Source organism: Actinomadura sp. NPDC049382 (genome assembly GCF_040677125.1).
Taxonomy (GTDB): Bacteria; Actinomycetota; Actinomycetes; order Streptosporangiales; family Streptosporangiaceae; genus Spirillospora; species Spirillospora geliboluensis.
In genome coordinates, this window is record NZ_JBFARO010000011.1 from 61,176 (window position 1) to 84,171 (window position 22,996).

Here is a 22,996-nt window from a genome sequence, read left to right on the forward strand (position 1 = left end):
TCGGCGGCCCCCATGGCTGGTTCCGCGCCGAATGCGACCGGAAATCCCGCGATCAACAGAAGCCCGGCCGCGCTCCGCGCGAATATCTGCCGACTCCAGAAAGACATGCCCGCCCCCGGTGATCGCCATGGAAAATCGTCAGCCGAAGCTAAGGCTGAATAGGGCTGAACATCCTGTCAAGTGCACTGGAGGGGACAAGCCCCTGTCAACGAAAGATCTTTACCCGAGCCGGGCTCGGGCTGGACGGCTTCACCTGCCGTCGCTGTAGCGTGCGCGAGCCGGTCGAGGCCGCTGCTCGTTCGGCGAGCCCTGCCGAACTGTCATTCTTCGAGCTCGCCGAGGAGTAGATCCGCCACTAGACCGACCGTGTCCATGTCGATCTCATCACCGGGCGAGACCGCATTGATCCGTTGGACGGTGTTGACTCGCTGGTCTACGAACCATTTTCGAGCATGGAGTGCGGCGTCCTGCCGGATCCGGGCGCCCGCCTCGCGGAGTTCCGCTCGGGCCGGCGGGCCGGTGACGGGGTCCAGCGTCAACTGAACGATGTCCAGCAGATCGGTTCCCTCCTTGGCCGCCGGCCGGTTCATGATCGCTTGCAGTTTCATGGCGATCAACGAACCCGGTGATGCGACTCGGACACGCTGGATCGTGGGCTCAGAAGAGGCATCGGTGTTGAACACCTCGATGGACATCGGGGTCGCCGTATCGACGGCCCAGGCGTGAGCCATCACATGCAGCCGGTCCGTGGGGTCCTCTGGCGGCTCCGCCAATTCGAGGTCGGCCACTTCGAGGATGTCCACTTGAACCTCGCCGCGGGGGGTCGGTATTCGGACTCCCGACGGCCCTGCGGCTCGCGCCCCAGATGCGATCAGTAGTTCCAGTTGCCGTTGTTCGCCCGGCCCACGTCGATGTGCGGTGTCGAGGTCACTGGTCACTCGATACGCCGTCCCGAGCCGACAGAGCACGGCCAGTCCTCCGACCAGAGTGACCGGTCGGTCCGTCCGCGATTCGATCTCGGGAATCGCGAGTACCAGTGCCTCCATGACAGGCCCGAACAGCCTGGCCGTGGGAGCACCTGTCTCCTCACCAAACACGTTGCCACGGCTCCGGCGGACTCCAGCCCTCTAGGATCTCGCTGCCGCGGCCCGGATCGGCGGCGAGATCCAGGGCGACGAAGAGTGGATGGGCCAGCGGCCAGCGTGCGTCCCCGAGGTGGGCCTGCGCTGCGTCGATGCGGTGGTCGCAGGCCATCAGGACGGGAGCCACTCTTATCCGGCACTTCCGGTCGGAGGGGTTCTCGGCGCTGCCGAGGAGGCGGATCGCCCGGCTGAACACAGCCTCGGTCGGTACGTAGAAATCCGGTGGGTAGCCGGTGCGAACGCCGACGGGTGCGCCGTAGAGGGCGGCGGCCATCGTGTCCGTCATGGCCCAGCCCAGTGTCGATTCGGGATCTCGCAGCCCTAGTCTCAGGGCCTTGTCGACCGACCCGGAGTCGGTCATGGGCAGGGCGGCGAGGGAGGCCGTCGCAGTGTTCCAGGAGTCGGCCAGGCGCCAGAAAAGGCTTCGCGGCTCTGGCGGGGCGGAGCCGGTCAGGATTCCCTCGTCTCGAAGGCCGTTCAGCACCTCTGAAACGGTACTGGCGGATCGCTTCAACGTTCGGGCGATCCCTCGCACGCTAGGCCGTTCACCGGGGTGCAGCAACAGTAGTGCGGCTACTTCGAGCCCGACCGAGCCGGCGAGGGCGTTGGAGCGCCTTGGGCGAGAAATAAAGGGCTGAACTTCAGCGTCAATAAAGATTCCTGGACCTTCTAGATGCAAGTGGCCGCGAAGGTCCAACCAACCCCATCCATGGTGACGCAGCAGCGCACGCGACGCGTCGAATATTCGCTCACCCACCAGGACGGGAATCGCATCCGGCGTCTCGTTGCGTCTCTCTCGGGCCCTCACGAGACGGTTGACGATGGCAGGCGTCACCGTGCCTGCTTGCTTGATCTCTATTCTGGCGGGCGCTCCCCCGAAGGTGATCGACAGGTCGTATCCGGAGTTCGGGCCGACCCGCTCATCGACCACGTCCGCACCGATGCCGGTCACCGCGGCCACGAAGTCATCGATCCGCTCCGCGCCTGTCATGTGGCCTAGTGTAGCCAAGTGTTCGGTGTTCGGTCATGACCGAACACCGAACACTCGCGTGCTGGGTCATCCCAGTGAGGAGATGAAGGCGAGGGTGGTGACCGCGAGGGCGCCGGCGCCCGCGACCGCGCCCAACTGGTCATCCAACCGGGACAGGGCAGGCTGTGTCAGCCCTGCCCGTTCGGCGAGTTGAGTCTGTGTCAGCCCCAGGGCTCTCGTTCCCTGGTCTTGCAGAAGACAGTGAGTAAGACGATGCGGCGCGCGGGCGCGAGCCAGTCGGTGGGTGGGATGCAGAACGCCCGCCGGTGCGTCCACCGGCGGGCGTTCTTTGTACTTCGGGTCAGGAGCTGATCAGCTTGGCGTAGACGATCAGGTTGTCCTTGTAGTGGCCGATCTTCTTGTCGAAGGCGCCGCCGCAGGTGACCAGCCGGAGCGACGCGTGGTCGAGCGCCTCACCGAACACCTTCTCGTGCGGGAAGGCGTCCTTGTCGACGCGCTGGGCCTGCTGGACGGCGAACGTCGCGGTGGAGCCGTCCTTGCGGGACACCGCGATCTTGTCGCCGGGCTTCAGGTCCTTCAGCCGGGCGAACACCGCCGGCTTCCCGTTGGCGTCGACATGGCCGAGGATCACCGACGGGCCGACCTCGCCCGGGGTGACGCCCTCGTCGTACCAGCCCGTGAGGTTCGGCTTGCTGAGCGGCGGCTCCTCGACGCGCCCGTCGGGCCGCAGCCCGATCGAGCCCACCGGGGCCGACACGCCGATCTTCGGGATGGAGATCTTCGTGGGCAGCGACTCGGACAGGGGATGGACGTTCGAGGCGGGCGTGGTCGCGCCCGTCGACTGCGTCGCCGCGGGCTCCGGGGTGCCGGGCGACGCGGTGTCGTCGTCCCCGCCGCCGCAGCCGCCGAGCAGCAGTCCGATGAGCAGCGCACCGGTCACCGCGCCGGCGGCGCGGCGACCGATGGCCGAAGCAGGCAGTTCCGGCAACGTTACGACCGCTCCCCGGCCGTCCGGCGGCGCAGCGCGACGGCGCCGAGGCCGAGGGCCATCAGCGCGCCGAACCCGGCGGCCAGCAGGCCGGCCGGCGCGCCCTCGTTCTGCGCGTAGGTGCTGCCGTCACCGGTGTCGATGCGGCCGGTCGGGATCTTCGGCGTCTTCGGCTTCATCTGGCCGGGCTTGCCGGGCTTGCCGGGCTTGGTCTCGCCCTTCTCCGGCTGGGTGCTGTACTTGACCGAGCCGAAGTCCTTGCAGACGACCGTGGCGATGGTCGGGTTCGGCAGGTTCTTGCGGAACGTGCCGGTGGCGGTCCAGGTGTTCTCGCCGGTCTTCTTCACGGGCAGCGACTTCTGCGTGTAGCCGTTGCCGGTGATGATCACCGAGGTCGGGCAGGTCACCGTGAAGGTGGTCTTGTAGCCCGGCGCGACGCGCAGGCTCGACAGCTTCACCTTGTCGTAGCCGAACTTGAAGGTCGGCTTCGGGTTCTCGTTGCCGGGGTTCTCGCCGCCGGGGTTCTCGCCGCCCGGGTTCTCGTTGCCGGGCTCGGCCGCAGCCCAGCGCAGCTTCCCGTCCTTGGCGGTCTTGCACACCATGGCCGTGCCCTTGTCGGTCTTGCCGGTGTCGCCGGCCTTGTCGCAGAAGGCGCCCGGGGTGACGGTGTCCGGGGTGGCGAAGGCGGGGGCGGCCATTCCGAGCATCATGGAGCCCGCAGCGATTCCCACCGCAGCCAGCCGACTTGCGCGCATTGGTTTTCTCCTCTGTTGGGGGCTTCTCCGTGTCCCGGGCGAAGCGAGATTCGCACCGTGCAATGGCGGGGGATGTGCCGCGGGCCGGCGGCTGGCAATGCAGGGCACTCGCAGGACGGTGCCGGGGAGACGAAGGAGAATGTTGAGCCCGTAGCTTAGCGATTTCCGGCCGCTCCACCAGGGCATATGGACGGTCCACCCGCCCGATGGCCGGACATGGTCATCCGCGATGGCCGCGTAAACCACCGCTCGCTTCCGCGCGACTTCCTCTCACTTCGGCCCGGCTGATCAGCGGAAATGACGCAGGGTGAAAAGGTGAACGCGGGCGGCCGGGTGTGATCGTGATCACCGTGGCCGGTGTGATCTCTTCGGGGAGTGAACTTCGCCTCACCGTGCGCGGCGGCCGGATGACACGTTTTTTCGGCGCGTACTGGACGGGCGTTGAAAAACGACTCGTTGACAGTAGGGGAACGCGGGACGGATTCTTTGTGACGGCGTGATCCACCCCAATTCACGCCACGGTCAGCGCGCGCTTGCAGACTGCTCCCCGCCCCGACAAGGAGTTGTGTGATGCAGCGTCGCACCCTGCTCGCCTGCGCCGTCCTCGCCGCCTTCACCGCCGTTCCGGCCTCCGCCGGCGCCGCCGCCTCCACCGTGAAACCGCCTGCCGCACCGAGCCCGGACGCGCCGAAGCGCGGCGTGGTGGCGGGTGCGCGGACGTTCACGCCGTCCGCCCGCAACGCCGAGGCCGTCGAGAAGTTCCGCGGGCTGCACCGGTCCCGGCTCCGCCGCGAGCAGATCCATCATTTCTGGGGCGTCGAGCCCGCCGCCGGAACGCACGACGGGTTCATGGCCTCCCAGAGCGTCGACACGAGCTACCGGGTGTCGAACAGCGCCGACTTCACCTATACCCCCACCATCAAGGCCGCGGGGTCGTGCATGGAGATCACGACGGTGTATTCGCAGGCCGTCGGGAACGAGATCTGGGCGTGGGACTGGTGCGGCGGCAACGGCCCCCGCAAGGAGATCGTGATGGACGCCGGCTTCCTCCAGACCTACACCCGGCCCGTGAACGGCCACCCGGCCTACAGCGTCCAGCTCGTCCGGACGAACGCGTCCACCAATGCCTGGTCGGCGTATCTCTACAACCACACGACCGGCAGCTGGAATCTCTTCTACAGCAAGGCCGGCAGCGACACGAGCAGTCTCAGCTACGGCTGGGACATCTTCGAGATATACGCGACCCGCGACCCGCGCACCGGGAACGCCTACTACTGCGCCGACGCGAGGAACGTCGTCTTCGAAAGCAGTGGCATTCAGCTCCGCCGGAATGGCGTGTGGCGCCCGGCCGCGCCGTCCGACTCGCCCTGGCAGCCGACCGCGACGCCCGATCCGGACGACTACCTGTGCCCGTCCCTGCAATTCGTGAAGGCCGGGGCGAACGACCACTGGATCGTCCGCCAGTAGGAGCCGCTCAGGTGGGCAGCGGCCGTTCGTCCACGACGTGCTTCATCACGAGCGTGGAGTTCAGCCGCTGCACGCCGGGCAGCGCGGACAGCACGTCGTCCTCCAGCTCCTGGTAGGCGGTCAGGTCGGCGGTGACGATGCGCAGCAGGTAGTCGGGGTCGCCGAACAGCCGCTGCGCCTGGACGACCTCCGGCACCCGCGCCACGGCCTCCTCGAAGCCGAGCAGCGTGTCCCTGTCCTCCTGCCGCATGGTGACGAACACGAGCGCCTGGAAGGTCAGGCCGAGGGCGGCGGCGTCGACGACCGCCCGGTAGCCGCGAATGGTGCCGCTGCGTTCCAGTTCCCGCAGCCGGCGGTGGCAGGGCGAGACGCTCAGCCCGATCCGCGCGGCCAGTTCGGTGATCGTGAGCCTGCCGTCCTCCTGCAGGACGGCAAGGATCTTCCGGTCGATCGCGTCCATGAAGGAGATCCTTCCATGGTGGCCCGGCTTTCGGGGAAAAGTTGGGAACACCTTCTGGCCGATCGTGATTAGCCTTCCCGCATTGGCGGAATGGGGAGGAAACCATGGGGGCCGGCTCCGTACTCGCCTTCTGGACGATCGCCTTACTGCTCATCGCCGTGCCGGGCCCGGACTGGGCGTTCACCATCGGCGCCGGTCTGCGCGGCCGCTCGGTCCTCCCGGCGGTGGGCGGGCTGGTCGCCGGCTACGCCGCCATCACCCTCGTCGTCGCGGCGGGCGTCGGTGCCCTGGTCGCGGGCTCTCCGGCCGCGCTGACCGCTCTGACGCTGGTCGGCGGCGCCTACCTCATCTGGCACGGCGCGACGACCCTCGCCCATCCCGCCACGGCCGGCGCCGACCCCGAGGCCGGCACCGGGCGGCGTGCCTTCCTGCGCGGCATGGGCGTCAGCGGGCTCAACCCCAAGGGCCTGCTCATCTTCCTGGCCCTCCTGCCCCAGTTCACCGATCCCGACGGCAGTTGGCCCATCGCCGTGCAGATCGGCGTTCTCGGCCTCACCTTCATGGCCACCTGCTGGGTCTGGTACCTCTGCCTGGGCACCCTCACCCGGAGCGTCCTGAAGGGGGCGCCCGGCAAGACGCGCCTCATCAGCCGCCTGTCCGGCGCCGCCATGATCGGGCTGGGCGCCTACCTCGTCCTAGACCGCGTCCTGGCCTGAGCCGCGTTCGACGCAGGAGTCCAGGTAGGGGCCCAGTTCACGGGCGACGGTGTTCAGCGGGCGGACGCTCTGCTCGGCCCTCGCCATCAGGATCGCGCCCTCCAGCGCACTGACCATGAGCGTCGCGAGACCGGCGGCCTTGCGGGACGGCACCCCCATCGCGGTCAGCTCCCGGGCGATGGGGCGGCGCCACTCGGCGAACGCGGCGGCGGTGGCGGCCCGCGCGGACGGGACCGAGTCCGCGCAGTCGACCGTCGCCGCCGCGACCGGGCAGCCGCCCATGGAGCCCTGCGCCCGGAACTCGTCCGTCCACTGGCGCACCATCGCCGCGAACAGCCCGCCGGGGGTCGGACGGGACATCGACGCCATGAACCGATCGATGCGCGCGGCGGCGTACCGGCCCGCCCACTCGACGGCCTCGTTGACCAGCTGCTCCTTGCCGCCGGGGAAGTAGTGCTGCAGCGAGCCGCGCGGCGCGCCGGCGCGGGCGGCGACCTCGCGCATCCCGGTGGCGGCGACGCCGTCCCGGCGGATGAGCTGCGCGGCGCTGAAGACCATCCGCTCCCGGGGCCCTCGATCGTCCATTTCCGGCTTCACCTGGACCATTATCATGACCGCTGTCATAATCGGCAAGGTCGGCAGGTCCCCGCGCGCGCTCCGCCGCCACCCCTGGCGGAGCGCCGCCCGGCCCGGAACCGGAGGCGAAGGTGGACGCGAACATCGGCTTCATCGGACTCGGCGTCATGGGACGCCCCATGGCGCTCAACCTCGCCCGCGCCGGAGTCCCCCTCACCGTCTGGAACCGCAGCCCCGCCGGGAGCGAGGCGCTGCGCGCGGCTGGCGCGGAGGTGGCGTCCGGCCCCGCCGAGGTGTGCCGGCGCGCGGACGTCGTCCTGCTCATGCTGGCCGACGGTCCCGCGATGGACGCCGTCCTGGGCCGCGGCACGCCCGGCTTCGCCGCCGCCGTCGCGGGACGCGTGATCGTCCACATGGGCACCACGTCACCGGGCTACTCCCGCGGCCTGGTGGCCGACGTCGCGGCGGCGGGCGGCCGGTACGTCGAGGCGCCGGTGTCCGGGTCGCGCGGGCCCGCCGAGACCGGCGACCTGGTCGCGCTGGTGGCGGGCGAGCCCGCCGACGTCGAGACGGTCCGCCCGCTGCTCACCCCGATGTGCCGGCAGGTGTTCGCGTGCGGGCCGGTGCCGGGGGCGCTGCTGATGAAGCTCGCCGTCAACCTGTACCTGATCACGATGGTCACCGGCCTCGCCGAGGCGTTCCACTTCGCCGACCGGTACGGGCTCGACCGGCGGCTGCTGCGGGACGTCCTCGACGCCGGCCCGATGGCCAGCACGGTCTCCCGCGCCAAGGCCCGCAAGCTCCTCGACGGCGACTTCACCGTCCAGGCGTCCATCACCAACGTCCTGGACAACAACCGCCTCATCGCGGAGGCCGCCCGGCACGCCGGCATCGCCTCGCCCGTCCTGGACGCCTGCCATGCCCTCTACCGCGAGACCGAGGAGCAGGGGCACGGGCCGTCCGACATGGCCGCGGTCGTGCACGCGATCGCATCCCGGACGGCCGCCCTCGACCGCGCCCGCCTCGCCCCGTAAGGCTCCGGCGGGCGCCGGGTCAGCGGTGGGTGAAGACCGGGGTCCAGGAGCCGGCCCGGTCGGAGTGCCGGTACCCGGTGAGCGGGGTGATCTTCCCCGTCAGCGTGACCAGCAGCAGCCGGTTGCGGAACTCGTTCTTGCGGGTGCACTTCTCGACGTCGCAGCCGATGGCGAACAGCCGGTCGTCGTCCGCCCAGGCCAGGGCCTGCTGGACGGGCAGTACCGCCACCTTCTCGCCGCTCCGCGCCTTGGTGACGGTGACGGAGGGGCCGGGAGGCGGGCCGAACGTGGGCAGCAGCTCCCCGTTCGGGGACAGGCCCGCCGCCTCCTGGTCGCCGGCCTCGTGCGCCGGCGCGGGGCGCCGCTCGCCGCCGGGGGCGTAGAAGACCTTGCTCGGGACCTGGGCGGTCGGCGCCCAGATCAGCGTCCCGTCCCGGCTCCAGCCGAGGTCCTGCCGGTAGTTCGGGTTGCCGGGCGCCGGCGGCAGGGGGTGGAACGGACCGGCGCCGGCCGTGCCGTCGACGATGTAGTAGCCGCTCCTCGGCGCCGTCTCGGGCGGCTGCCCCACCACGTCGGGGTTCGAGGCGTAGGACGTCAGGAGCAGCCGGCGGCCGTCGGGCGACCAGGCCGCCCCTCCCACGGGCCGGTCCACCGGGATCCAGTGCGTGACCTTCCGCGTCTTCATGTCGAGCACCCCGACCTTGCTCGCGGGCAGCGGGCCCTGCAGGACGGCCGCGCGCTGCATGCCGGGCGCGACGCTGAGGTACGTCCACCGCGTCCGCTCGTACTCGCCCGTCGACGGGTTGTAGAGGTGCCAGGTGCGGCGGACGGTGCCGGCATCGCGGCTCATGCCGGCGTTGGTGGTGTAGTAGGCGGCCACGGCCGTGTGCCCCGCGGCGACGAGGCGGCGGGGGAACGCGCTGCCGAGGTCCGTCCGCAGCGAAGTGTCCGACGACAGGGACACCGGCTCGAACGCGACCTCCGGCCGGTCCGGGCCGCCGCCCGTGGCACCGCCCGCGACGAGCGCGACGGCGGTCGCCCCGGCGAGGAGCGCGCTCGTCCCGCCGAACAGGGCGACCTTGACGGTGCGGCGGCGGGCGCGGCGGCGCAGCGCGCGGTCGGCGAGCCCGGCGGGGACGCGCGCCTCGCCCGCCCACTCGTCGAGCGCGCTCTTGACGATCGTGTCCGGCTTCATCGGCGGGCCTCCTCCGGCTCCAGTGCGTTCAGTTCGGGGGCGAGTTCGCGCAGCCTGGCGAGCGAGCGGTGCGTGGTGCTGCGCACCGTGCCGACGCCGCAGCCGAGGATGCGCGCCACCTCCGCCTCGGGCAGGTCCTCGAAGAACCGCAGGACCAGTACCGCGCGCTGCTTGGGCGTGAGGCGGGCCAGGGCCGTCCGCACGGTCAGCTTCAGATCGACCGCCGACGCGGCGTCCAGCCCGGCCCGGTCGGGGAGCACGCCGACCTGGGTCTCGCGCCGCCGCCGCGTCCGCCGCCAGTTGCTGACCTGCTGGCGGTACATCGTCCGCCGCACGTACGGCTCGGGGTTGTCGACGCTGCCCCAGCGCGCCGCGGTCTTGGCGAGCGCGGTCTGCAGGAGGTCCTCGGCCGCGTGCTGGTCGCCTCCCGCGAGCAGGTACGCCAGCCGCATCAGGGCCACCGACCTCGTCTCGACGAACTCGCGGAAACGCCGCTCCGCTGCGTCGTCCATCGTCACCTCCGGATTGCTGTCCCCCTTCAGACGCCTCCGGTCGCGCGCCGCTATGTCTCGGGCGGACCGCTTTCTCCGGCGGCCCGCCCGATCAGCGGTCGTCCTCGGCCGGGGTGTCGGCGAGGGGACGGCCGACGATCCGCTGGAGCGTGGCGACGTACTCGTCGAACGCGCGGCGGCCCTCGCGGGTGAGCTTGAACCAGGTGCGGGGGCGCTTGCCGACGTAGCCCTTGCGGATCTCGACGTAGCCGGCCTTCTCCAGCGCGCTCGCGTGCTTGGACACCACCGAGTCGCTCAGCCCGAGGCTGTCGCGGACGAAGCCGAACTCGGCCTCGGTCGCCGTCGCCAGCAGGGAGACCATCTGCAGCCGCGCGGGGGTGTGGATCACCGGGTCGAGGTTCATCGGGCGACCTTCCCGGCGAGCCGCGCGAACACCATGGTCTCCGCGCGGCGGAGGGTCGCCGCGCTGTAGGCGGCGGCGACGACGCCCGCGACGGCCTTCTGCCAGACGCCCGAGTCGGTGACCAGGCCGGCGAGGGGCGGGACGACGCCCCAGACCACGAAGATCGAGGTGATCCACAGCGCCATCAGGGCACCGGCCTTCGGCGTCCAGGTGTGCGGCCGGAACTTGATGCGGGTGCGGGCGGACAGCGCGGCGACGAGACCGAGGAGCCCGGCGACCGCGGCGGCGGTGAGGCCGACCTGGGCGGCGCCGTCCAGCTCGCTGCCGACCGCGGCGGCCGTGCCGAGACCGATGACGCCCGGGAGGTACCAGACCGGCAGCCGCTGGTCGGCGTAGGCGCGCTGCTGGGTCCGCTCGATCGCGGCGAGGGCCTCGGCGGCGTCGGTGAACTGGTCGCTCATGGGGGGCTCCTGCTGGCTCAAGAAGTACTTTCCGATGAAGAAAGTACTTTCTACTTTCCGATGCGTCAAGTACTTGCCGGAACAGGGGTGACTGAGAGTGACGGACGGCGCCGGGGGTGACAGGTCTTCGGCGGGGGTTCTCGGACCTGTCGAATCTCGGTCATTCGGTCGGCCGAAGCTGGTCGAATGTCGACCTAGACTTTGCGCCCAGGCTCGCCACGGGTCATGATTTGCCCCACATAGGTCTCATAAGTAATTAATTACCCCCCGTGTACGGCGCGCAACGCTGGGGGACGAGGAGGGGGAGAATCTGTGGCGAACGACGGTTCGACCACTAATGGGCGCCCGTGGGCGGATCTGCCGAGGGAACTGGCAGATCACATGAGGCCGCACCTCGACGAGGTGGCGGACGACATGATCCTGGAGATCCAGACGCGCGTCAGGGAGTACGACCGCCCCGGGGACGGCTCCTACTCCGGCACCCTGCGCCTCGCCGTCGAGCGCGTGCTGCACTTCTTCGTCGACCGGGTGGGCGACCCGGCGCACGACCCCGCGCCCGTGACCGACTTCTTCCGCGCCATCGGCCGCGGCGAGGCCGGCGAGGGCCGCAGCCTCGACGCCATGCAGACCGCGATGCGGGTCGGCGGCATGGTGGCCTGGCGCCGGATGACCGAGGGCGCCGAGGCGCTGAAGGTCTCCCCCCGCACGCTCGGCGCCGTCGGGGAGGTGCTGATGCAGTTCCAGGACGAGCTCGCGCACGCCGCCGCCGAGGGCTTCTCGCAGGCCAAGGCCGCCGTCGCGGGCGAGATGCAGCGCCGCCGCAAGCGCCTGCTCGACCTGCTGTTCGCCGACCCGCCGGCCGCGCAGGAGGCCATCGCCGACCTCGCCGCCGCCGCGCACTGGCCCGTCCCCCGGACGGTCGCGGCGGTCGCGCTCGGCCGGCACCACCAGGACGCCCGGCAGCCCGCGTTCCCGCCGGACGTCCTCGCCGACCTGACCCGCCGCACCCCCAGCCTGATCATCCCGGACCCGGACGGCCCCGGCCGCGCGAAGCTCGTCGACCGCGCCCTGTCCGGGACGCTCGCCGTCGTCGGCCCCACCGTCCCGCTGATGGAGGCGGCGCGGTCCATCCAGTGGGCGCGCAAGACGCTGTCGCTCGTCCAGCGCGGCGTCATCGAGGCGGAGAGCGGCGTGATCCGCAGCGTGGAGCACATGTCCACGCTGATCCTGTTCCAGGACGAGGGCCTCATCACCTCGCTCGCCGACCTGCGCCTCGCGCCGCTGGCGCACCTGCGCCCGAGCCAGCAGGACCGGCTCGCCGAGACGCTGCTCGCCTGGCTCCAGTCGGGCCGCAACGCCAACGAGGTCGCGATGCGGCTGCACGTCCACCCGCAGACCGTCCGGTACCGGCTGCGCCAGCTGGAGGAGCTGTTCGGCGACCAGCTGCTCGACCCGGACCTGCGCTTCGACCTGGAGATCGTGCTGCGCGCCCGCGCGCTGCTCGCCGACAACGCGGGCGAGCGGATCATCACGCCGTCCCGCGAGGCGGTCGGCGACTCCGGCGAGGTGGTCAGCTTCCGCCGGAGCTGACCCCGGCCGTGCCCTCCGCCGTGCTAGACGCGGCGGAGGGAGCGCAGCCGCTCGGCGGTCGCGACGCGCTCGGCGAGCCGGGTCTGCGCGTCGCACAGCAGCCACAGCTCGCCCTCGTCCGTCGCGTGGATCTCCTCCAGGCAGCCGTTGACGAGCTGGTAGTCCGACAGCCGGGTGACCCTCGTGGCGCGCAGCCCCTCGTCCGAGCGTTCGCTGCGCCATCCGGGCATGCACATGGTCACCGACATGGTCCGGGGCTCCCTCGGTCGGCCTATGGTAGGTCTACCATAGGACTACCAAGCACCGCCCACAACGCGTTCCGCAGAACCCCAAAAGGCCGCCGGGACGGGTGGGATCTGTACGGTGTGAGGTCAACGCACCGACCCGGAGCAGGATCTGATCTGGTATGCCGCGACCCCCCACGAAGGCACAGGTGATCTCGAACGCGCTCGCCGCCCGCATCGTCGAGGGCGAGCTCGACCCGGGGTCGTGGCTGCCGTCCGAGCGGCGGCTGGCGGACGAGTTCGGCGCCGACCGGTCCACCGTGCGGCGGGCGCTGCGGATCCTCGCCGAGTCGGGCCTGGTCCAGCTGCGGCACGGCGCGGGCGCGCAGGTCCGCACCGCGCCGCGGGTGCGGCGCGCGGCGGCCGACATCACCCGGCAGGTCGGCGAGTGGCGCGGCTTCCACGTGTCGGCGCAGACGGGCGGGCGCCGCCCGTTCACCCGTACGACCGTGTCCGAGATCCGCGCCTGCGAGCGGCTCGCGCCCCGGCTGGACGTCCCCGTCGGGACGCGGGTGCTGGAGCGGGCGCGCGTCCAGGGCGTGGAGGGGGAGCCGCCCGTCCAGACGGCGACGACCTGGGTGATCTGGCCCATCGTCGAGCAGATCCCGGTGCTGCTGGAGGTCAACACCGGGCCCGGCGGCATCTACTCGCGGCTGGAGGAGGCCGGGCACCGCATCACCTTCGAGGAGACCGTGACGTGCCGGCTGCCCCGCGCGGACGAGCAGGAGACGCTGCGCATCGGCCCGGACCAGCCCGTCCTCACGCTGTGGCGGCGCGCCTACGACCAGGGCGACCGCGTCGTCGAGGTCACCCACCGGGTGGTGGTCGGCGACCGCCACGAACTCGTCTACCGCTACGGGTCGGGAGCCTGACATGACCGAAGAGCCCGCAGTCCGCCAGGTCGCCTCGCGGATCGTCTACGAGAACCCCTGGATGGTCGTCCGGGAGGACGAGGTCGAGCGCCTGGACGGCTCGCGCGGCATCTACGGCGTCGTCGACAAGCCCGACTTCGTGCTGGTCATCCCCGTCGAGGACGGCGGCTTCCACCTCGTCGAGGAGTACCGGTACCCGATCGGCAGGCGCACCTGGAGCTTCCCGCAGGGCTCGCTCCCCGGCCGGCAGGCCGCCGACCCGGAGGAGCTCGCCCGCCTCGAACTCGCCCAGGAGACGGGCCTGCGCGCCGGCACGCTGCGGCACCTCGGCCACCTGAACTGCTCGCACGGGACGAGCGGCCAGGGCTTCGACATCTTCGTCGCGTCCGACCTCGCGGCCGGGGAGGCCGACCGGGAGCCCGAAGAGCAGGACATGCGGCAGAAGTGGGTGTCCAGGGACGAGTTCAAGGCGCTCATCAGGGCGGGCCGCATCACCGACGACTCGACGCTCGCCGCCTACGCCCTGCTCACGATGGACGAGACGAGCTGAAGCAGTCCACCGAGCCGTCGGCCGGGCGCCGCTCCAGGATCTTCCTGGCCCGCGCCCGCGCGAGGTTGGCGCTCATCGCCGGCTCGTCCTGGTCCAGGTCGTAGGCGATCTCGCGCAGGGCGCACGTCCGGAGCGGCTCCGGCAGCCGGTCCAGGGCGGGCACCGCGTCGGCGGACAGGTCCCGCAGGTACGGGACGTCGATCTTGCCGGTCTCGGCGTGCCGGGCGACGTTGTGCTCGGCGATGAACCCGTCCGGGTTGAGCAGCGCGAGGGCGATCATCGCCGCCGCGCCGCTGCCCGCGACCGCGCGCGGCAGCCAGGGGACGCGCCCACGCACCACCCCGGCGACGGCCACCAGCACCACGACGAGGCCGAGCCACAGCTCGAACGCGTGCACCCACAGCCGCAGCCGCGTCCAGCCGAACGTCTCCTCGTACAGGTAGAGGCGGCGCAGCGCGACCGCGACGACGACGAGCGTCAGCGCGCACAGCAGCCCGAGCAGCACCCGGACGGTCACGTCGTCGCCCCGGCCCCCGTCCGGGGCGTAGCGCTTCGCGACGGCGACGACCACGAGCACCAGCACGGTCACCACGACGAGCTGGAAGAACCCCTGCCGCGCGTACTCGGCGTAGGTGAGGCCGGTCGAGCGCAGCAGCTCGTCCTTGTCGTCGGCGAGGAACACCCCGGCCTGGATCGCGCAGAACAGCAGGAACAGCAGGTCGAGCGCCGCGATCGGCACCGCCCACGACCAGCGCCCGGCGGGCCTGCCGCGCCCGGGGGCCAGCATGCGCAGCGGCGGCGGCGCCTGCCCGAGGTAGGCCCCGGCGGACGCCAGCGCCATCGTCACGACGCCGGCGGCCCCGTAGACGACCACCGAGAACGGCGACACCTCGGGGACGAGGCCCGAGGCGAGGCTGCCGAACGCCGCGTCCGCCCCGACGAACAGCGCGCCGAACACCGCGATCAGCCCGCCCGCGATGAGGGACGTCCGGATGACCGGCCACGCCCTGCTCTTGTCGGACGTGACCGTCCCGTAAGCGCTCTCCGCGACCCAGGGCAGCATGGCGCCGCCCGCGGGCACGACCGCGAGCCCGCCGAGCAGGACCTCCGCCCACGACCGCCCGCCGGACGCCGCGTACGACCCGACGGCGACGGCGAGCAGCAGCGCGGGCACGACGACCCACTCCGCCTCCCGCAGCGCGACGGTCGAGGCCAGGCCGAGGGAGAGCAGCCCGAACACGATCGCCGTCCGGTTGACCCGCGGCCGCCGCTTCCCGGAGCCGGGGCGGACCATCCGTCCCGCCGACCACGCCGACGCCGCCGCCACGTACGCGACGGCCACGGCGGCGATGACGGCGCCGACGCCGAACCGCCCCTCCCGCAGCGGCGGCCCGACCGTGACGGCCCCGATCGCTCCGGCGATCAGCATGCCGGCCAGCAGCGACGGCGCCATCGGCCGCGCCGGCCGCTTCCACGCCTTCAGCGCCTTTTCGAGCTTGGTGGGCGCGTACACGAGCGGCGGCCCCGCGAACCCGCCCTGCGGCCCGTAGACCGGCTGCCCCGGCCGCCGCTGGTACGGCGGGTAGGGCATCGCGCCCGGCGGAGGCGGAGCGCCGGGCGGCACGAACCCGCCCGCCACGGGCGGCGGGGGGAAGCCCGCCGTCCCGCCCGGCTCCGGCTTCGGGGCGGGCTTGTCGGCCGGTTCGGGCGCGTCGGGCGGTTCTGGCTTGTCGGCCGGTTCGGGCGGGTCCTCGGGGGTCTGGGTCATCTGGGGTCTCCGGTCGTCGGGGGGATCAGGACGCGGATGCGGCAGCCGGTCGGGGTGTCCAGGACGGTGATGTCGCCGCCGTGCAGGTCCGTGGCCCAGTTCGCGATGGCGAGGCCGAGGCCGGTGCCGCCGCCGGGGGTGCCGGCGCGGGTGCCGGACGCGGTGCCGCGGGAGAAGCGTTCGAACACGCGGGCCCGCTCTTCGGGTGGAATGCCGGGTCCCTCATCGGCCACTTCGATGATCAATCCGCCCGGAAGGTTCGCGGGACGCGCGGTGACGGTGACGGGGCGGCCGTCCGGGCCGTGCCGGGCGGCGTTGTCGAGCAGGTTCGCGACGATCTGGTGGAGCCGGTCGCGGTCGGCGACGGCGTGCAGGTCGGGGGCGACGTCCGTCGCGAACACGGCCTCCGGGTGCCCGGCGCGGGCCTCGGCGATGACGCCGTCCACGAACTCGGCCACGTCGATGTCGGCGAGGTCGAGGACGGCCGCTCCCGCTTCGACGCGCGACAGGTCGAGGAGCTGGGTGACGAGCCGCCCGAGCCGCTCGGTCTGGTCGAGCGCGGTCTCGAGGACGTCGGGCGTCGCCGGGGTGACGCCGTCCGCGACGTTCTCCAGGACGGCCCGCAGCGCGCTGATCGGGGTGCGCAGCTCGTGCGAGACGTTCGCGACGAAGTCGCGGCGCTGCTGCTCCACCTCGGCGAGGTCCGCGGCCATCCGGTTGAACGCCTGCGCCAGCTCGCCGACCTCGTCCCGCGACGTGGCCCGCACCCGGCGGCTGTAGTCGCCGCGCGCCATCGCCCGCGCCGCCGCCGTCATCTCCCGGAGCGGCGCCGTCATCCCGTGCGCGAGGAGCTGTATCACGACGAGGGAGATCAGCACGCCGACCGGCATCGTCTGCCGCGCGCGGAACCCCATCGGGTACCCCCACAGGACGATCAGCACGGCGACGCACGCGGTCACGACGACCACGACGCCGAACTTCACCTTGATCGACCGGAGCGGGTCCAGCGGGCGGGGCAGCCGCGCCCACAGCCGGTGGACGATCGGGGTCACGGCGCCGGCTCCAGGCTGTAGCCGACGCCGTGCACCGTGCGGATCAGCTCCTGCCCCAGCTTGCGGCGCAGCGCCTTCACGTGGCTGTCGACGACGCGGGTCCCGGAGGCGTCCGCCCAGTCCCACACCTGCTCCAGCAGGACGGCGCGGGTCAGCACCGCCCCGCGGTTGCGCAGCAGGCAGGTGAGCAGGTCGAACTCGGTGGGGGTGAGGTGCACCTCGCGGCCGTCCCGGCGGACGCGGCGGGCGCGCTCGTCGATCTCCAGCGCCCCGACGCGCACGGCGCCGTCGGCGGGCTCCATGGCGGGCCGCTCGACGCGCCGCAGCACCGCCCGGATCCGCGCGACCAGCTCGCGCATGCTGAACGGCTTGGTCACGTAGTCGTCGGCGCCGACGCCGAGGCCCACGAGGAGGTCCGTCTCGTCGTCGCGCGCGGTCAGCATGAGCACCGGCACGGGACGCTCGGCCTGGACGCGGCGGCACACCTCGAGGCCGTCGAATCCGGGCAGCATCACGTCCAGCACGATGAGGTGCGGCTCGTACGCGCGCGCCCGCTCGACCGCCGAGGGTCCGTCGCCGGCGGTCTCCACGCCGAAGCCCTCGGCGGCCAGCCGGTCCGCCACGGCGCGCGCGATCGTCGGCTCGTCCTCGACCACGAGGACGCGAGTCTCGTTACCCGTCACGGGACCAGACTCTAAGAGCCCGGTATGCGTGCGCAGGGCGTGGAATGTGGAGGTGCCGTGAAGATCAGGGCCCGGTGGGCCACAGGTGGACGGGGGTGTTGGCGCGCATGTGCTCGGCGTAGGAGCGGGTCATCATGCGGAGCGCGTCGTGGCGGGACGTGCCCGACGACTCCTCGATGGCGTTGACGGTGGCGATCTGCCAGGCGGCGCCGGTCTGCCCGGTGACGCAGCGCCGCTCGATGATGCCGAGGAGCCGGTCGCGGCGGGCGGGGTCGACGCCCCACCGGTCGAGGCCCTCGTGGGCGAGCGGCAGCAGCTTGCGGAGGACGAGTTCGGCGGCGGGCACCTCGCCCATGCCGGGCCAGTAGAGGGTCGAGTCGAGGCCGTCGCGGGCGGCGCGGTGCAGGTTCTCCTCGGCGGTGGCGAAGGACATCCGGGTCCAGACGGGGCGGTCGGCCTCGGCGAGCATCCGGACGACGCCGTAGTAGAAGGCGCCGTTGGCGACGACGTCGGCGACGGTCGGCCCGGCGGGCAGCACCCGGTTCTCGACGCGCAGGTGCGGGCGCCCTTTCACGACCGCGTAGATGGGGCGGTTCCAGCGGTAGATCGTGCCGTTGTGGAGGGTGAGCTCGCCGAGTTCGGGGATGCGGCCGTCGTCCAGCACCTCGCGGGGGTCCTCGTCGTCGCACAGCGGCAGCAGGGACGGGAAGTAGCGGGTGTTCTCCTCGAACAGGTCGAAGACGGAGGTGATCCAGCGCTCGCCGAACCAGACCCGGGGTCGGACGCCCTGCGTCTTCAGCTCGTCGGGGCGGGTGTCGGTGGCCTGCTCGAACAGCGTGATCCGGGTCTCGTGCCAGAGCCGGTGCCCGAACAGGAACGGGGAGTTGGCGCCCATCGCGACCTGGGGGCCGGCGATGGCCTGGGCGGCGTTCCAGTACGCGCCGAACTGGTCGGGGCTGACCTGGAGGTGGAACTGGACGCTGGTGCAGGCGGCCTCGGGGATGATCGTGTCGGCGTGCATGCGCAGCGGTTCGCGCCCGTCGATCGCGATGCGCATCTCCTCGCCGCGGGCGGCGAAGATCTGGTCGTTGAGCATCTTGTAGCGGGCGTTGGCGGAGAGGGTCTCCTCGCCGATGTCGGTGCGCCGCAGGGTCGGCAGGATGCCGATCATGAGGAGCCGGCCGCCGACCTCGGTGGCGCGGTCGTCGGCGTGCCGGAGGTGGTCGCGGACCTCGGCCTCCAGCTCGCCGGTGCTCTCCCCGCCGAGCTCGCGCGGCGGGATGTTGATCTCCAGGTTGAACTGGCCGAGCTCCGTCGCCCAGGCCGGGTCGGCGATCGCCTTGAGGACGTCCGCGTTGCGCATCAGCGGGTCGCCGAGCGCGTCGATCAGGTTGAGCTCGATCTCCAGCCCGATGTGCGGGCGTTCGAAGTCGAACTGGGATTCGCCCAGCATGCGGGCCAGCACGTCGAGGCACCTGCGCACCTTGTCGCGATACCGCCGCCGGTCCTCGCCGCTGATGGTGACCGAAGCCACGTCCCTGCCCATGTGTCCGTCCCTGTGCTTCGGAGGAACCGTCATAAAACGGGATGTCCCGGTAAGCGAAGGCGAAAACCCGGCATCCATGGTGGGACTCCCCGTCGGTGAGCGATGGATAACGTGTCTCCCCGGGAGGGACCATGCGCATGCGCCCCCGGTCCATCCGGGCCCGGGACACGCTCGCCGCCGCCGTCATCGCCGCGTTCGTGTTCGGCATCACGGCGGCCGGCGTCGACGTCGCCGTGCGCGTCGACGTCAAGGCCGATCTCCTCCGGCAGACCCAGGTGGACGCGCGCCGGGTCAGCGGTGGCGTCCGCGACGGCTCGCTGGAGGGCGCGATCCCCGACGACACCGGGGGCCGCCTCCTCATCCAGGTCGTCGAGCCCGGCGGGCGGGTGACGAACGCCACCCCCGGCGCGGCGCGCCGCCCGCCGGTGAGCAGACTCTGGCCGTCGAGCAACCTGCGCGTCCGCGACTTCACCGTGTGCGACGGCGCCTGGCCGCGCCGGGACTGCTACGTCGTCGAGGCGATCCGGGTCAGCACCGCGCCGGACTCCGTCGTCGTCTACGCCGCGGAGCGGCTGCCGTCCTACCTGGTGAACGGGGTGCTGGAGGGGGTGCTCGGCGCCGCGGTCCTGCTGCTCGCCGGGGGCGTCGCGTGGGTCACCTGGCGGATCGTCGGCCGCACCCTCGGCCCGGTCGAGGCCATCCGCGCGCAGCTCGCCGAGATCGGCGCCACCGACCTCAGCCGGCGCGTCCCGCAGCCGCCCGGCGAGGACGAGATCGCCCAGCTCGCCCGCACCGCGAACGCGACGCTCGACCGGCTGGAGCGCGCGGTCGCGCGGCAGCGCCAGTTCGCCTCCGACGCCTCGCACGAGCTGCGCACGCCGATCGCCGGCCTCCGGGCGAACCTGGAGGACGCCGCGATGCACCCCGACGACACCGACCTGCGGGAGGTCGTCCGGTCGGCGCTGCGCGACATCGACCGGCTGGAGTCGATCGTCACCGACCTGCTGCTGCTCGCCCGCATCGGCACGAGCGGGACGGCGGTGCAGGAGCCGATCGACCTGGCCGCGCTCACCGGCGCGGAGCTGCGCCGCCGCACGTTCCCGGTGCGGATCGCCACGGAGCTGTCGGCGGGCGTCCCGGTGCGCGGGGTGCGGATGCAGCTCGTCCGGCTGCTCGGGAACCTGCTCGACAACGCCGAGCGGTTCGCCGGGTCGTCCATCACGGTGGAGGTGCGCCGGGAGGGCGGGCTGGCGCTGCTCGCCGTCACCGACGACGGGCCCGGCATCCCGCCGGCCGACCGGGAGCGCGTCTTCCAGCGCTTCACCCGGCTCGACACCGCCCGCAGCCGGGACGCCGGCGGCACCGGCCTCGGCCTCGCGATCGCCCGCGAGATCGCGCGGGCGCACGGCGGGACGCTGCGGATCGAGGACCACCGCGCCGCCGGGGCCCGGTTCGCGCTCCGGCTGCCGCTCGTCCCGCCGCAGGGACGCGAGAAGGGCCGCCCGAAACCGGACGGCCCTTCTCGCTGAAGCGGGGGTGTGCGGGGACGCTCAGGCGCGGACGGCCTGGATCTCCAGCTGGATGTCGACCTTGTCGCTGAGCAGGGCCTTCTCGCCCTTCAGCGGGACGTTGAACTCGATGCCCCAGTCCTTGCGGTTGATCGAGGTCTCGGCGGAGAACCCGGCGCGCGTCCCGCCCCACGGGTCCTCGGCGACGCCGTTGAACTCCACGGACAGGGTGACCGGGCGGGTGACGCCCTTGATGGTCAGGTCGCCGTCGAGGAAGTACTCGCCGCCCTCGGCCCGCACGCCCTTGGTCGCGAAGGTCATGGTGGGGAACTTCTCGACGTCGAGGACGTCGGAGGTGCGCACGTGCGCGTCCCGGTCGGGGTTGCGGGTGTCGAGCGAGCCGACCTGGATCTCGGCGGTCGCGGTCGACTCGCTGAGCTCCTCGGCGAGCTGCACCGAGCCGGTGAACTCGGTGAAGGTGCCGCGCACCTTGGTCATCAGGTGCCGGATCACGAAGGTGACCTCGGAGTGCCCGGGGTCGATGTTCCAGGTCCCGGCGGTCAGCTCGGGGGCGACGGCGGCGATGCTCATGGTGACTCCCGTAGAGGTGGTTGCTTGAAACTTCAACGACTCGTCGAAGGTTAGTTGAGGGTTCAAACACCTGTCAATCCCGGATTGTTCCACGCCCGCGCGGTGGCCCGCCGGGGAGGGGTGGTTCACCCACCGCAACTCGGTCCACACGGCGTGCAACCTCCGGCGCGCCTCATGCGTAATCAGCGGGCACAGAGGCGAGCCGGAGTCCCTCCGGCGGGATCACTTGGAGTCTTCGTGAGCGATGCACCACCGCGCGCCGCCCTGCCGGCGGCCGGGGCCGCGGTCCCCGCCGTCCTGCTGGCGGCGGCCCTGCTCGTCACCGGCTGCGGCGGCGGCAGCGAGCCCGGACCCGCGAAGGCCGCCCCGGCCAAGGGCGCCACCGCACTGCCGCAGGCGACCACCTACACGACCCTCGACGACCTGCCGACGGACACCGCGGCCACCGCGGGCGACGGGACGGTGGTGCACCCCGAGGCCGCGACCCCGATCTCCGCCAAGCCCGGCGCGCCCGCCGTCGCCGAACTGCCGAGCACCCAGCTGAAGGGCCCCACCTGGGTGCCCGTCGTCGAGTCCCGGCCCGGCTGGCGGCGCGTGCTGCTGCCGAGCCGCCCCAACGGCGTGACCGGCTGGATCCCCGACACCGGGCTGAAGGCCGCGCGCAGCCGCCACGTCGTCAAGGTCGACCTCGGCGACCGCAAGATGGCCCTCTACGACGCGGGCCGCAAGGTCGGCGCCTGGACCGTGGCCGTCGGCGCGCCGAAGACGCCCACCCCCACCGGCCGGACGTTCATGCTCGCCTCCCTCGCCCCCGCGAAACCGACCTACAGCCCGCTGATCCTGCCGGTCGGCGCGCACTCCGACACGCTCGACACCTTCGGCGGAGGGCCCGGCACGGTCGCCTTCCACGGCTGGCCGTCCAAGGACGTCTTCGGCAAGGCCGTCACGCACGGCTGCGTCCGCGTCCCGGCGGACGCGCTGAAGCGGCTGGCCAAGGTGCCGCTCGGCACCCCCGTGCTCGTCACCGTCTGACCCAGACCTCCGGCCGCGAGGCCGGTCCCGTTGCACCCCCAACTTGAGGAGAAACCGTGCGTTTGCCGTCACTCACCAAGGCCGTCGCCGTCGCCGGCGCGCTGGCCCTGCCCTTCGGCCTGGCCCCGGCCGCGTCCGCCACCAGCGGCGGCACCGGCTCCGCCACCGCCGTCGCCGCGACCGGCCCGGTCGCGATCCCGGCGACCCCGACGGTCACGTCGTCCGCGCAGCAGCCGGCTCGCAAGAGCCTCGCCGAACTGCCCGCCAACCCCCTCGTGGAGGCGGGCCTGCTGAACGTCGCCGCCTGGTCCGGCCACGGCCGCGCGTCCGTCGCGGACCTGAAGGTGCCCCGCATCGGGCTCGCCGCGCACGCCGTGACGGCCAAGTGCGAGAACGGCAACGGTGTCTCGCACCTGACGAAGGCGACGCTCAACGGCCGGACGCTGAAGCTCGGCGCGACGCCCAACACCACGATCAACGCCGACCTGAAGGGCCTCGGCACCGCCGCGATCACGCTGAACAAGCACGTCAAGGACAAGGACGGCAGCCTCACGATCACCGCGATCGAGGTGGTCGCGACGCTGGCCGGCAAGACGCAGACGCTCAGCATCGCGTCCGTGACCTGCGGCAAGGCCGGCAAGCCCGGGAAGCCCGGCGAGCCCGAGCAGCCCGGCAAGCCGAGCGGTCCGCCGTCGGAGACCCCGGCGCCCGCCCCGTCGGCGCCGTCCAGCCCGGCCCCGGTCCCGACCCCGGTGACCGGCGACCTCCCGGTGACCGGCTGACACACCCCCGAGAAGGGTGCCGGGCCACGCCGGCCCGG

General features: G+C 72.2%; 27 protein-coding genes. 10 read left to right on the top strand and 17 right to left on the bottom strand.

Going from position 1 to position 22,996, the window contains the following annotated elements; genetic code table 11:
- Positions 1–320 precede the first annotated feature (320 nt).
- The 5 genes from AB0K34_RS10130 to AB0K34_RS10150 all read right to left on the bottom strand — a co-directional run bounded on the left by AB0K34_RS10130 (position 321) and on the right by AB0K34_RS10150 (position 3,819).
- Positions 321–1,046 carry a nucleotidyl transferase AbiEii/AbiGii toxin family protein gene (locus tag AB0K34_RS10130; RefSeq protein ID WP_364547194.1) on the bottom strand — a complete coding sequence of 242 codons (726 nt, stop codon included), beginning with the start codon at positions 1,044–1,046 and terminating at the stop codon, positions 321–323.
- Between the two features lie 40 nt (positions 1,047–1,086).
- Entirely contained in the window at positions 1,087–2,133 is a 1,047-nt protein-coding gene (locus AB0K34_RS10135; protein WP_138637282.1) for a transcriptional regulator, read from the bottom strand.
- Between the two features lie 66 nt (positions 2,134–2,199).
- Positions 2,200–2,448, bottom strand: a complete 249-nt coding sequence (locus AB0K34_RS10140; RefSeq protein WP_364547197.1) for a helix-turn-helix transcriptional regulator — start codon at positions 2,446–2,448, stop codon at positions 2,200–2,202.
- 25 nt (positions 2,449–2,473) lie between these two features.
- Positions 2,474–3,121 (bottom strand): class F sortase, encoded by a 648-nt coding sequence (locus tag AB0K34_RS10145; protein WP_301174465.1) that lies wholly within the window; start codon positions 3,119–3,121, stop codon positions 2,474–2,476.
- A 2-nt stretch (positions 3,122–3,123) separates the two neighbouring features.
- A complete protein-coding gene (locus tag AB0K34_RS10150) occupies positions 3,124–3,819 on the bottom strand; it encodes a hypothetical protein (RefSeq protein ID WP_364547200.1) in 696 nt (231 codons plus the stop codon).
- 398 nt (positions 3,820–4,217) lie between these two features.
- Between AB0K34_RS10150 and AB0K34_RS10155 the strand changes: the two genes are divergently transcribed.
- Positions 4,218–4,376: a hypothetical protein gene (locus AB0K34_RS10155; RefSeq protein ID WP_364547203.1), complete on the top strand. Its 159-nt coding sequence runs from the start codon at positions 4,218–4,220 to the stop codon at positions 4,374–4,376.
- Positions 4,377–4,446: 70 nt separating this feature from the next.
- Positions 4,447–5,343 carry a carbohydrate-binding protein gene (locus tag AB0K34_RS10160; RefSeq protein ID WP_364547206.1) on the top strand — a complete coding sequence of 299 codons (897 nt, stop codon included), beginning with the start codon at positions 4,447–4,449 and terminating at the stop codon, positions 5,341–5,343.
- A 7-nt stretch (positions 5,344–5,350) separates the two neighbouring features.
- Here the strand turns inward: AB0K34_RS10160 and AB0K34_RS10165 are convergent, their stop codons facing one another.
- A complete protein-coding gene (locus tag AB0K34_RS10165) occupies positions 5,351–5,803 on the bottom strand; it encodes an Lrp/AsnC family transcriptional regulator (RefSeq protein ID WP_364547209.1) in 453 nt (150 codons plus the stop codon).
- A gap of 104 nt (positions 5,804–5,907) precedes the next feature.
- On the opposite strand from AB0K34_RS10165, the gene AB0K34_RS10170 reads away from it, so the two are divergent.
- Positions 5,908–6,519: a LysE family translocator gene (locus tag AB0K34_RS10170; protein ID WP_301174469.1), complete on the top strand. Its 612-nt coding sequence runs from the start codon at positions 5,908–5,910 to the stop codon at positions 6,517–6,519.
- On the opposite strand, the gene AB0K34_RS10175 is transcribed toward AB0K34_RS10170, so the two are convergent.
- Entirely contained in the window at positions 6,499–7,104 is a 606-nt protein-coding gene (locus tag AB0K34_RS10175) for a TetR/AcrR family transcriptional regulator (RefSeq protein ID WP_364547212.1), read from the bottom strand. The two genes, AB0K34_RS10170 and AB0K34_RS10175, sit on opposite strands and share 21 nt — an antisense overlap.
- 122 nt (positions 7,105–7,226) lie before the next feature.
- On the opposite strand from AB0K34_RS10175, the gene AB0K34_RS10180 reads away from it, so the two are divergent.
- The gene (locus tag AB0K34_RS10180) at positions 7,227–8,129 is read left to right on the top strand and encodes an NAD(P)-dependent oxidoreductase (protein ID WP_364547215.1); all 903 of its coding nucleotides are present in this window, start codon (positions 7,227–7,229) and stop codon (positions 8,127–8,129) included.
- A 19-nt stretch (positions 8,130–8,148) separates the two neighbouring features.
- On the opposite strand, the gene AB0K34_RS10185 is transcribed toward AB0K34_RS10180, so the two are convergent.
- From AB0K34_RS10185 to AB0K34_RS10200, 4 genes are all read right to left on the bottom strand, one after another.
- Positions 8,149–9,324, bottom strand: a complete 1,176-nt coding sequence (locus AB0K34_RS10185; protein WP_364547218.1) for a hypothetical protein — start codon at positions 9,322–9,324, stop codon at positions 8,149–8,151.
- Positions 9,321–9,836: a SigE family RNA polymerase sigma factor gene (locus tag AB0K34_RS10190; RefSeq protein ID WP_138637296.1), complete on the bottom strand. Its 516-nt coding sequence runs from the start codon at positions 9,834–9,836 to the stop codon at positions 9,321–9,323. Before AB0K34_RS10190 ends, AB0K34_RS10185 begins: the two co-directional genes overlap by 4 nt.
- Before the next feature lie 91 nt (positions 9,837–9,927).
- The gene (locus tag AB0K34_RS10195) at positions 9,928–10,239 is read right to left on the bottom strand and encodes a transcriptional regulator (protein ID WP_138637297.1); all 312 of its coding nucleotides are present in this window, start codon (positions 10,237–10,239) and stop codon (positions 9,928–9,930) included.
- Positions 10,236–10,700 carry a hypothetical protein gene (locus AB0K34_RS10200; protein WP_301174474.1) on the bottom strand — a complete coding sequence of 155 codons (465 nt, stop codon included), beginning with the start codon at positions 10,698–10,700 and terminating at the stop codon, positions 10,236–10,238. The genes AB0K34_RS10195 and AB0K34_RS10200 overlap by 4 nt, the downstream gene beginning before the upstream one ends.
- Positions 10,701–11,081: 381 nt before the next feature.
- On the opposite strand from AB0K34_RS10200, the gene AB0K34_RS10205 reads away from it, so the two are divergent.
- Positions 11,082–12,290, top strand: a complete 1,209-nt coding sequence (locus tag AB0K34_RS10205; RefSeq protein WP_240807714.1) for a PucR family transcriptional regulator — start codon at positions 11,082–11,084, stop codon at positions 12,288–12,290.
- 23 nt (positions 12,291–12,313) lie between these two features.
- Here the strand turns inward: AB0K34_RS10205 and AB0K34_RS10210 are convergent, their stop codons facing one another.
- Positions 12,314–12,538: a hypothetical protein gene (locus AB0K34_RS10210; RefSeq protein ID WP_138637300.1), complete on the bottom strand. Its 225-nt coding sequence runs from the start codon at positions 12,536–12,538 to the stop codon at positions 12,314–12,316.
- Between the two features lie 185 nt (positions 12,539–12,723).
- On the opposite strand from AB0K34_RS10210, the gene AB0K34_RS10215 reads away from it, so the two are divergent.
- Both AB0K34_RS10215 and AB0K34_RS10220 read left to right on the top strand, forming a co-directional pair.
- Entirely contained in the window at positions 12,724–13,446 is a 723-nt protein-coding gene (locus tag AB0K34_RS10215; RefSeq protein ID WP_301174475.1) for a GntR family transcriptional regulator, read from the top strand.
- Between the two features lies 1 nt (position 13,447).
- Positions 13,448–13,996: an NUDIX hydrolase gene (locus AB0K34_RS10220; RefSeq protein ID WP_301174476.1), complete on the top strand. Its 549-nt coding sequence runs from the start codon at positions 13,448–13,450 to the stop codon at positions 13,994–13,996.
- On the opposite strand, the gene AB0K34_RS10225 is transcribed toward AB0K34_RS10220, so the two are convergent.
- From AB0K34_RS10225 to AB0K34_RS10240, 4 genes are all read right to left on the bottom strand, one after another.
- The gene (locus AB0K34_RS10225) at positions 13,974–15,764 is read right to left on the bottom strand and encodes a DUF4153 domain-containing protein (RefSeq protein WP_301174477.1); all 1,791 of its coding nucleotides are present in this window, start codon (positions 15,762–15,764) and stop codon (positions 13,974–13,976) included. The two genes, AB0K34_RS10220 and AB0K34_RS10225, sit on opposite strands and share 23 nt — an antisense overlap.
- Positions 15,761–16,816 carry an ATP-binding protein gene (locus AB0K34_RS10230; protein WP_301174478.1) on the bottom strand — a complete coding sequence of 352 codons (1,056 nt, stop codon included), beginning with the start codon at positions 16,814–16,816 and terminating at the stop codon, positions 15,761–15,763. Before AB0K34_RS10230 ends, AB0K34_RS10225 begins: the two co-directional genes overlap by 4 nt.
- On the bottom strand, positions 16,813–17,499 hold the full coding sequence (locus AB0K34_RS10235; RefSeq protein WP_138641382.1) for a response regulator transcription factor: 687 nt from the start codon (positions 17,497–17,499) through the stop codon (positions 16,813–16,815). The genes AB0K34_RS10230 and AB0K34_RS10235 overlap by 4 nt, the downstream gene beginning before the upstream one ends.
- Before the next feature lie 64 nt (positions 17,500–17,563).
- Positions 17,564–19,045, bottom strand: coding sequence for a glutamate--cysteine ligase (locus AB0K34_RS10240; protein WP_301174479.1), 1,482 nt, complete (start codon positions 19,043–19,045; stop codon positions 17,564–17,566).
- A 131-nt stretch (positions 19,046–19,176) separates the two neighbouring features.
- On the opposite strand from AB0K34_RS10240, the gene AB0K34_RS10245 reads away from it, so the two are divergent.
- On the top strand, positions 19,177–20,574 hold the full coding sequence (locus tag AB0K34_RS10245; protein ID WP_364547225.1) for a HAMP domain-containing sensor histidine kinase: 1,398 nt from the start codon (positions 19,177–19,179) through the stop codon (positions 20,572–20,574).
- Between the two features lie 21 nt (positions 20,575–20,595).
- Here the strand turns inward: AB0K34_RS10245 and AB0K34_RS10250 are convergent, their stop codons facing one another.
- Positions 20,596–21,144: a YceI family protein gene (locus tag AB0K34_RS10250; protein ID WP_301174481.1), complete on the bottom strand. Its 549-nt coding sequence runs from the start codon at positions 21,142–21,144 to the stop codon at positions 20,596–20,598.
- 237 nt (positions 21,145–21,381) lie between these two features.
- On the opposite strand from AB0K34_RS10250, the gene AB0K34_RS10255 reads away from it, so the two are divergent.
- Together AB0K34_RS10255 and AB0K34_RS10260 are read left to right on the top strand one after the other, a co-directional pair.
- Positions 21,382–22,176, top strand: a complete 795-nt coding sequence (locus AB0K34_RS10255) for a L,D-transpeptidase (RefSeq protein WP_364547229.1) — start codon at positions 21,382–21,384, stop codon at positions 22,174–22,176.
- Between the two features lie 56 nt (positions 22,177–22,232).
- Entirely contained in the window at positions 22,233–22,958 is a 726-nt protein-coding gene (locus AB0K34_RS10260) for a hypothetical protein (protein ID WP_301174483.1), read from the top strand.
- Positions 22,959–22,996: the final 38 nt, after the last annotated feature.

Excerpts from the sequence above, each read along its gene's own strand:
- AB0K34_RS10160 (WP_364547206.1), top strand. The coding sequence starts at position 4,447 with ATGCAGCGTCGCACCCTGCTCGCCTGCGCCGTCCTCGCCGCCTTCACC.
- AB0K34_RS10220 (WP_301174476.1), top strand. The coding sequence starts at position 13,448 with ATGACCGAAGAGCCCGCAGTCCGCCAGGTCGCCTCGCGGATCGTCTAC.
- AB0K34_RS10165 (WP_364547209.1), bottom strand. The coding sequence starts at position 5,803 with ATGGACGCGATCGACCGGAAGATCCTTGCCGTCCTGCAGGAGGACGGC.
- AB0K34_RS10210 (WP_138637300.1), bottom strand. The coding sequence starts at position 12,538 with ATGTCGGTGACCATGTGCATGCCCGGATGGCGCAGCGAACGCTCGGAC.
- AB0K34_RS10135 (WP_138637282.1), bottom strand. The coding sequence starts at position 2,133 with ATGACAGGCGCGGAGCGGATCGATGACTTCGTGGCCGCGGTGACCGGC.
- AB0K34_RS10240 (WP_301174479.1), bottom strand. The coding sequence starts at position 19,045 with ATGGGCAGGGACGTGGCTTCGGTCACCATCAGCGGCGAGGACCGGCGG.
- AB0K34_RS10150 (WP_364547200.1), bottom strand. The coding sequence starts at position 3,819 with ATGGCCGCCCCCGCCTTCGCCACCCCGGACACCGTCACCCCGGGCGCC.
- AB0K34_RS10245 (WP_364547225.1), top strand. The coding sequence starts at position 19,177 with ATGCGCATGCGCCCCCGGTCCATCCGGGCCCGGGACACGCTCGCCGCC.
- AB0K34_RS10185 (WP_364547218.1), bottom strand. The coding sequence starts at position 9,324 with ATGAAGCCGGACACGATCGTCAAGAGCGCGCTCGACGAGTGGGCGGGC.
- AB0K34_RS10175 (WP_364547212.1), bottom strand. The coding sequence starts at position 7,104 with ATGGACGATCGAGGGCCCCGGGAGCGGATGGTCTTCAGCGCCGCGCAG.
- AB0K34_RS10200 (WP_301174474.1), bottom strand. The coding sequence starts at position 10,700 with ATGAGCGACCAGTTCACCGACGCCGCCGAGGCCCTCGCCGCGATCGAG.
- AB0K34_RS10130 (WP_364547194.1), bottom strand. The coding sequence starts at position 1,046 with ATGGAGGCACTGGTACTCGCGATTCCCGAGATCGAATCGCGGACGGAC.
- AB0K34_RS10205 (WP_240807714.1), top strand. The coding sequence starts at position 11,082 with ATGAGGCCGCACCTCGACGAGGTGGCGGACGACATGATCCTGGAGATC.
- AB0K34_RS10170 (WP_301174469.1), top strand. The coding sequence starts at position 5,908 with ATGGGGGCCGGCTCCGTACTCGCCTTCTGGACGATCGCCTTACTGCTC.
- AB0K34_RS10195 (WP_138637297.1), bottom strand. The coding sequence starts at position 10,239 with ATGAACCTCGACCCGGTGATCCACACCCCCGCGCGGCTGCAGATGGTC.
- AB0K34_RS10225 (WP_301174477.1), bottom strand. The coding sequence starts at position 15,764 with ATGACCCAGACCCCCGAGGACCCGCCCGAACCGGCCGACAAGCCAGAA.
- AB0K34_RS10250 (WP_301174481.1), bottom strand. The coding sequence starts at position 21,144 with ATGAGCATCGCCGCCGTCGCCCCCGAGCTGACCGCCGGGACCTGGAAC.
- AB0K34_RS10190 (WP_138637296.1), bottom strand. The coding sequence starts at position 9,836 with ATGGACGACGCAGCGGAGCGGCGTTTCCGCGAGTTCGTCGAGACGAGG.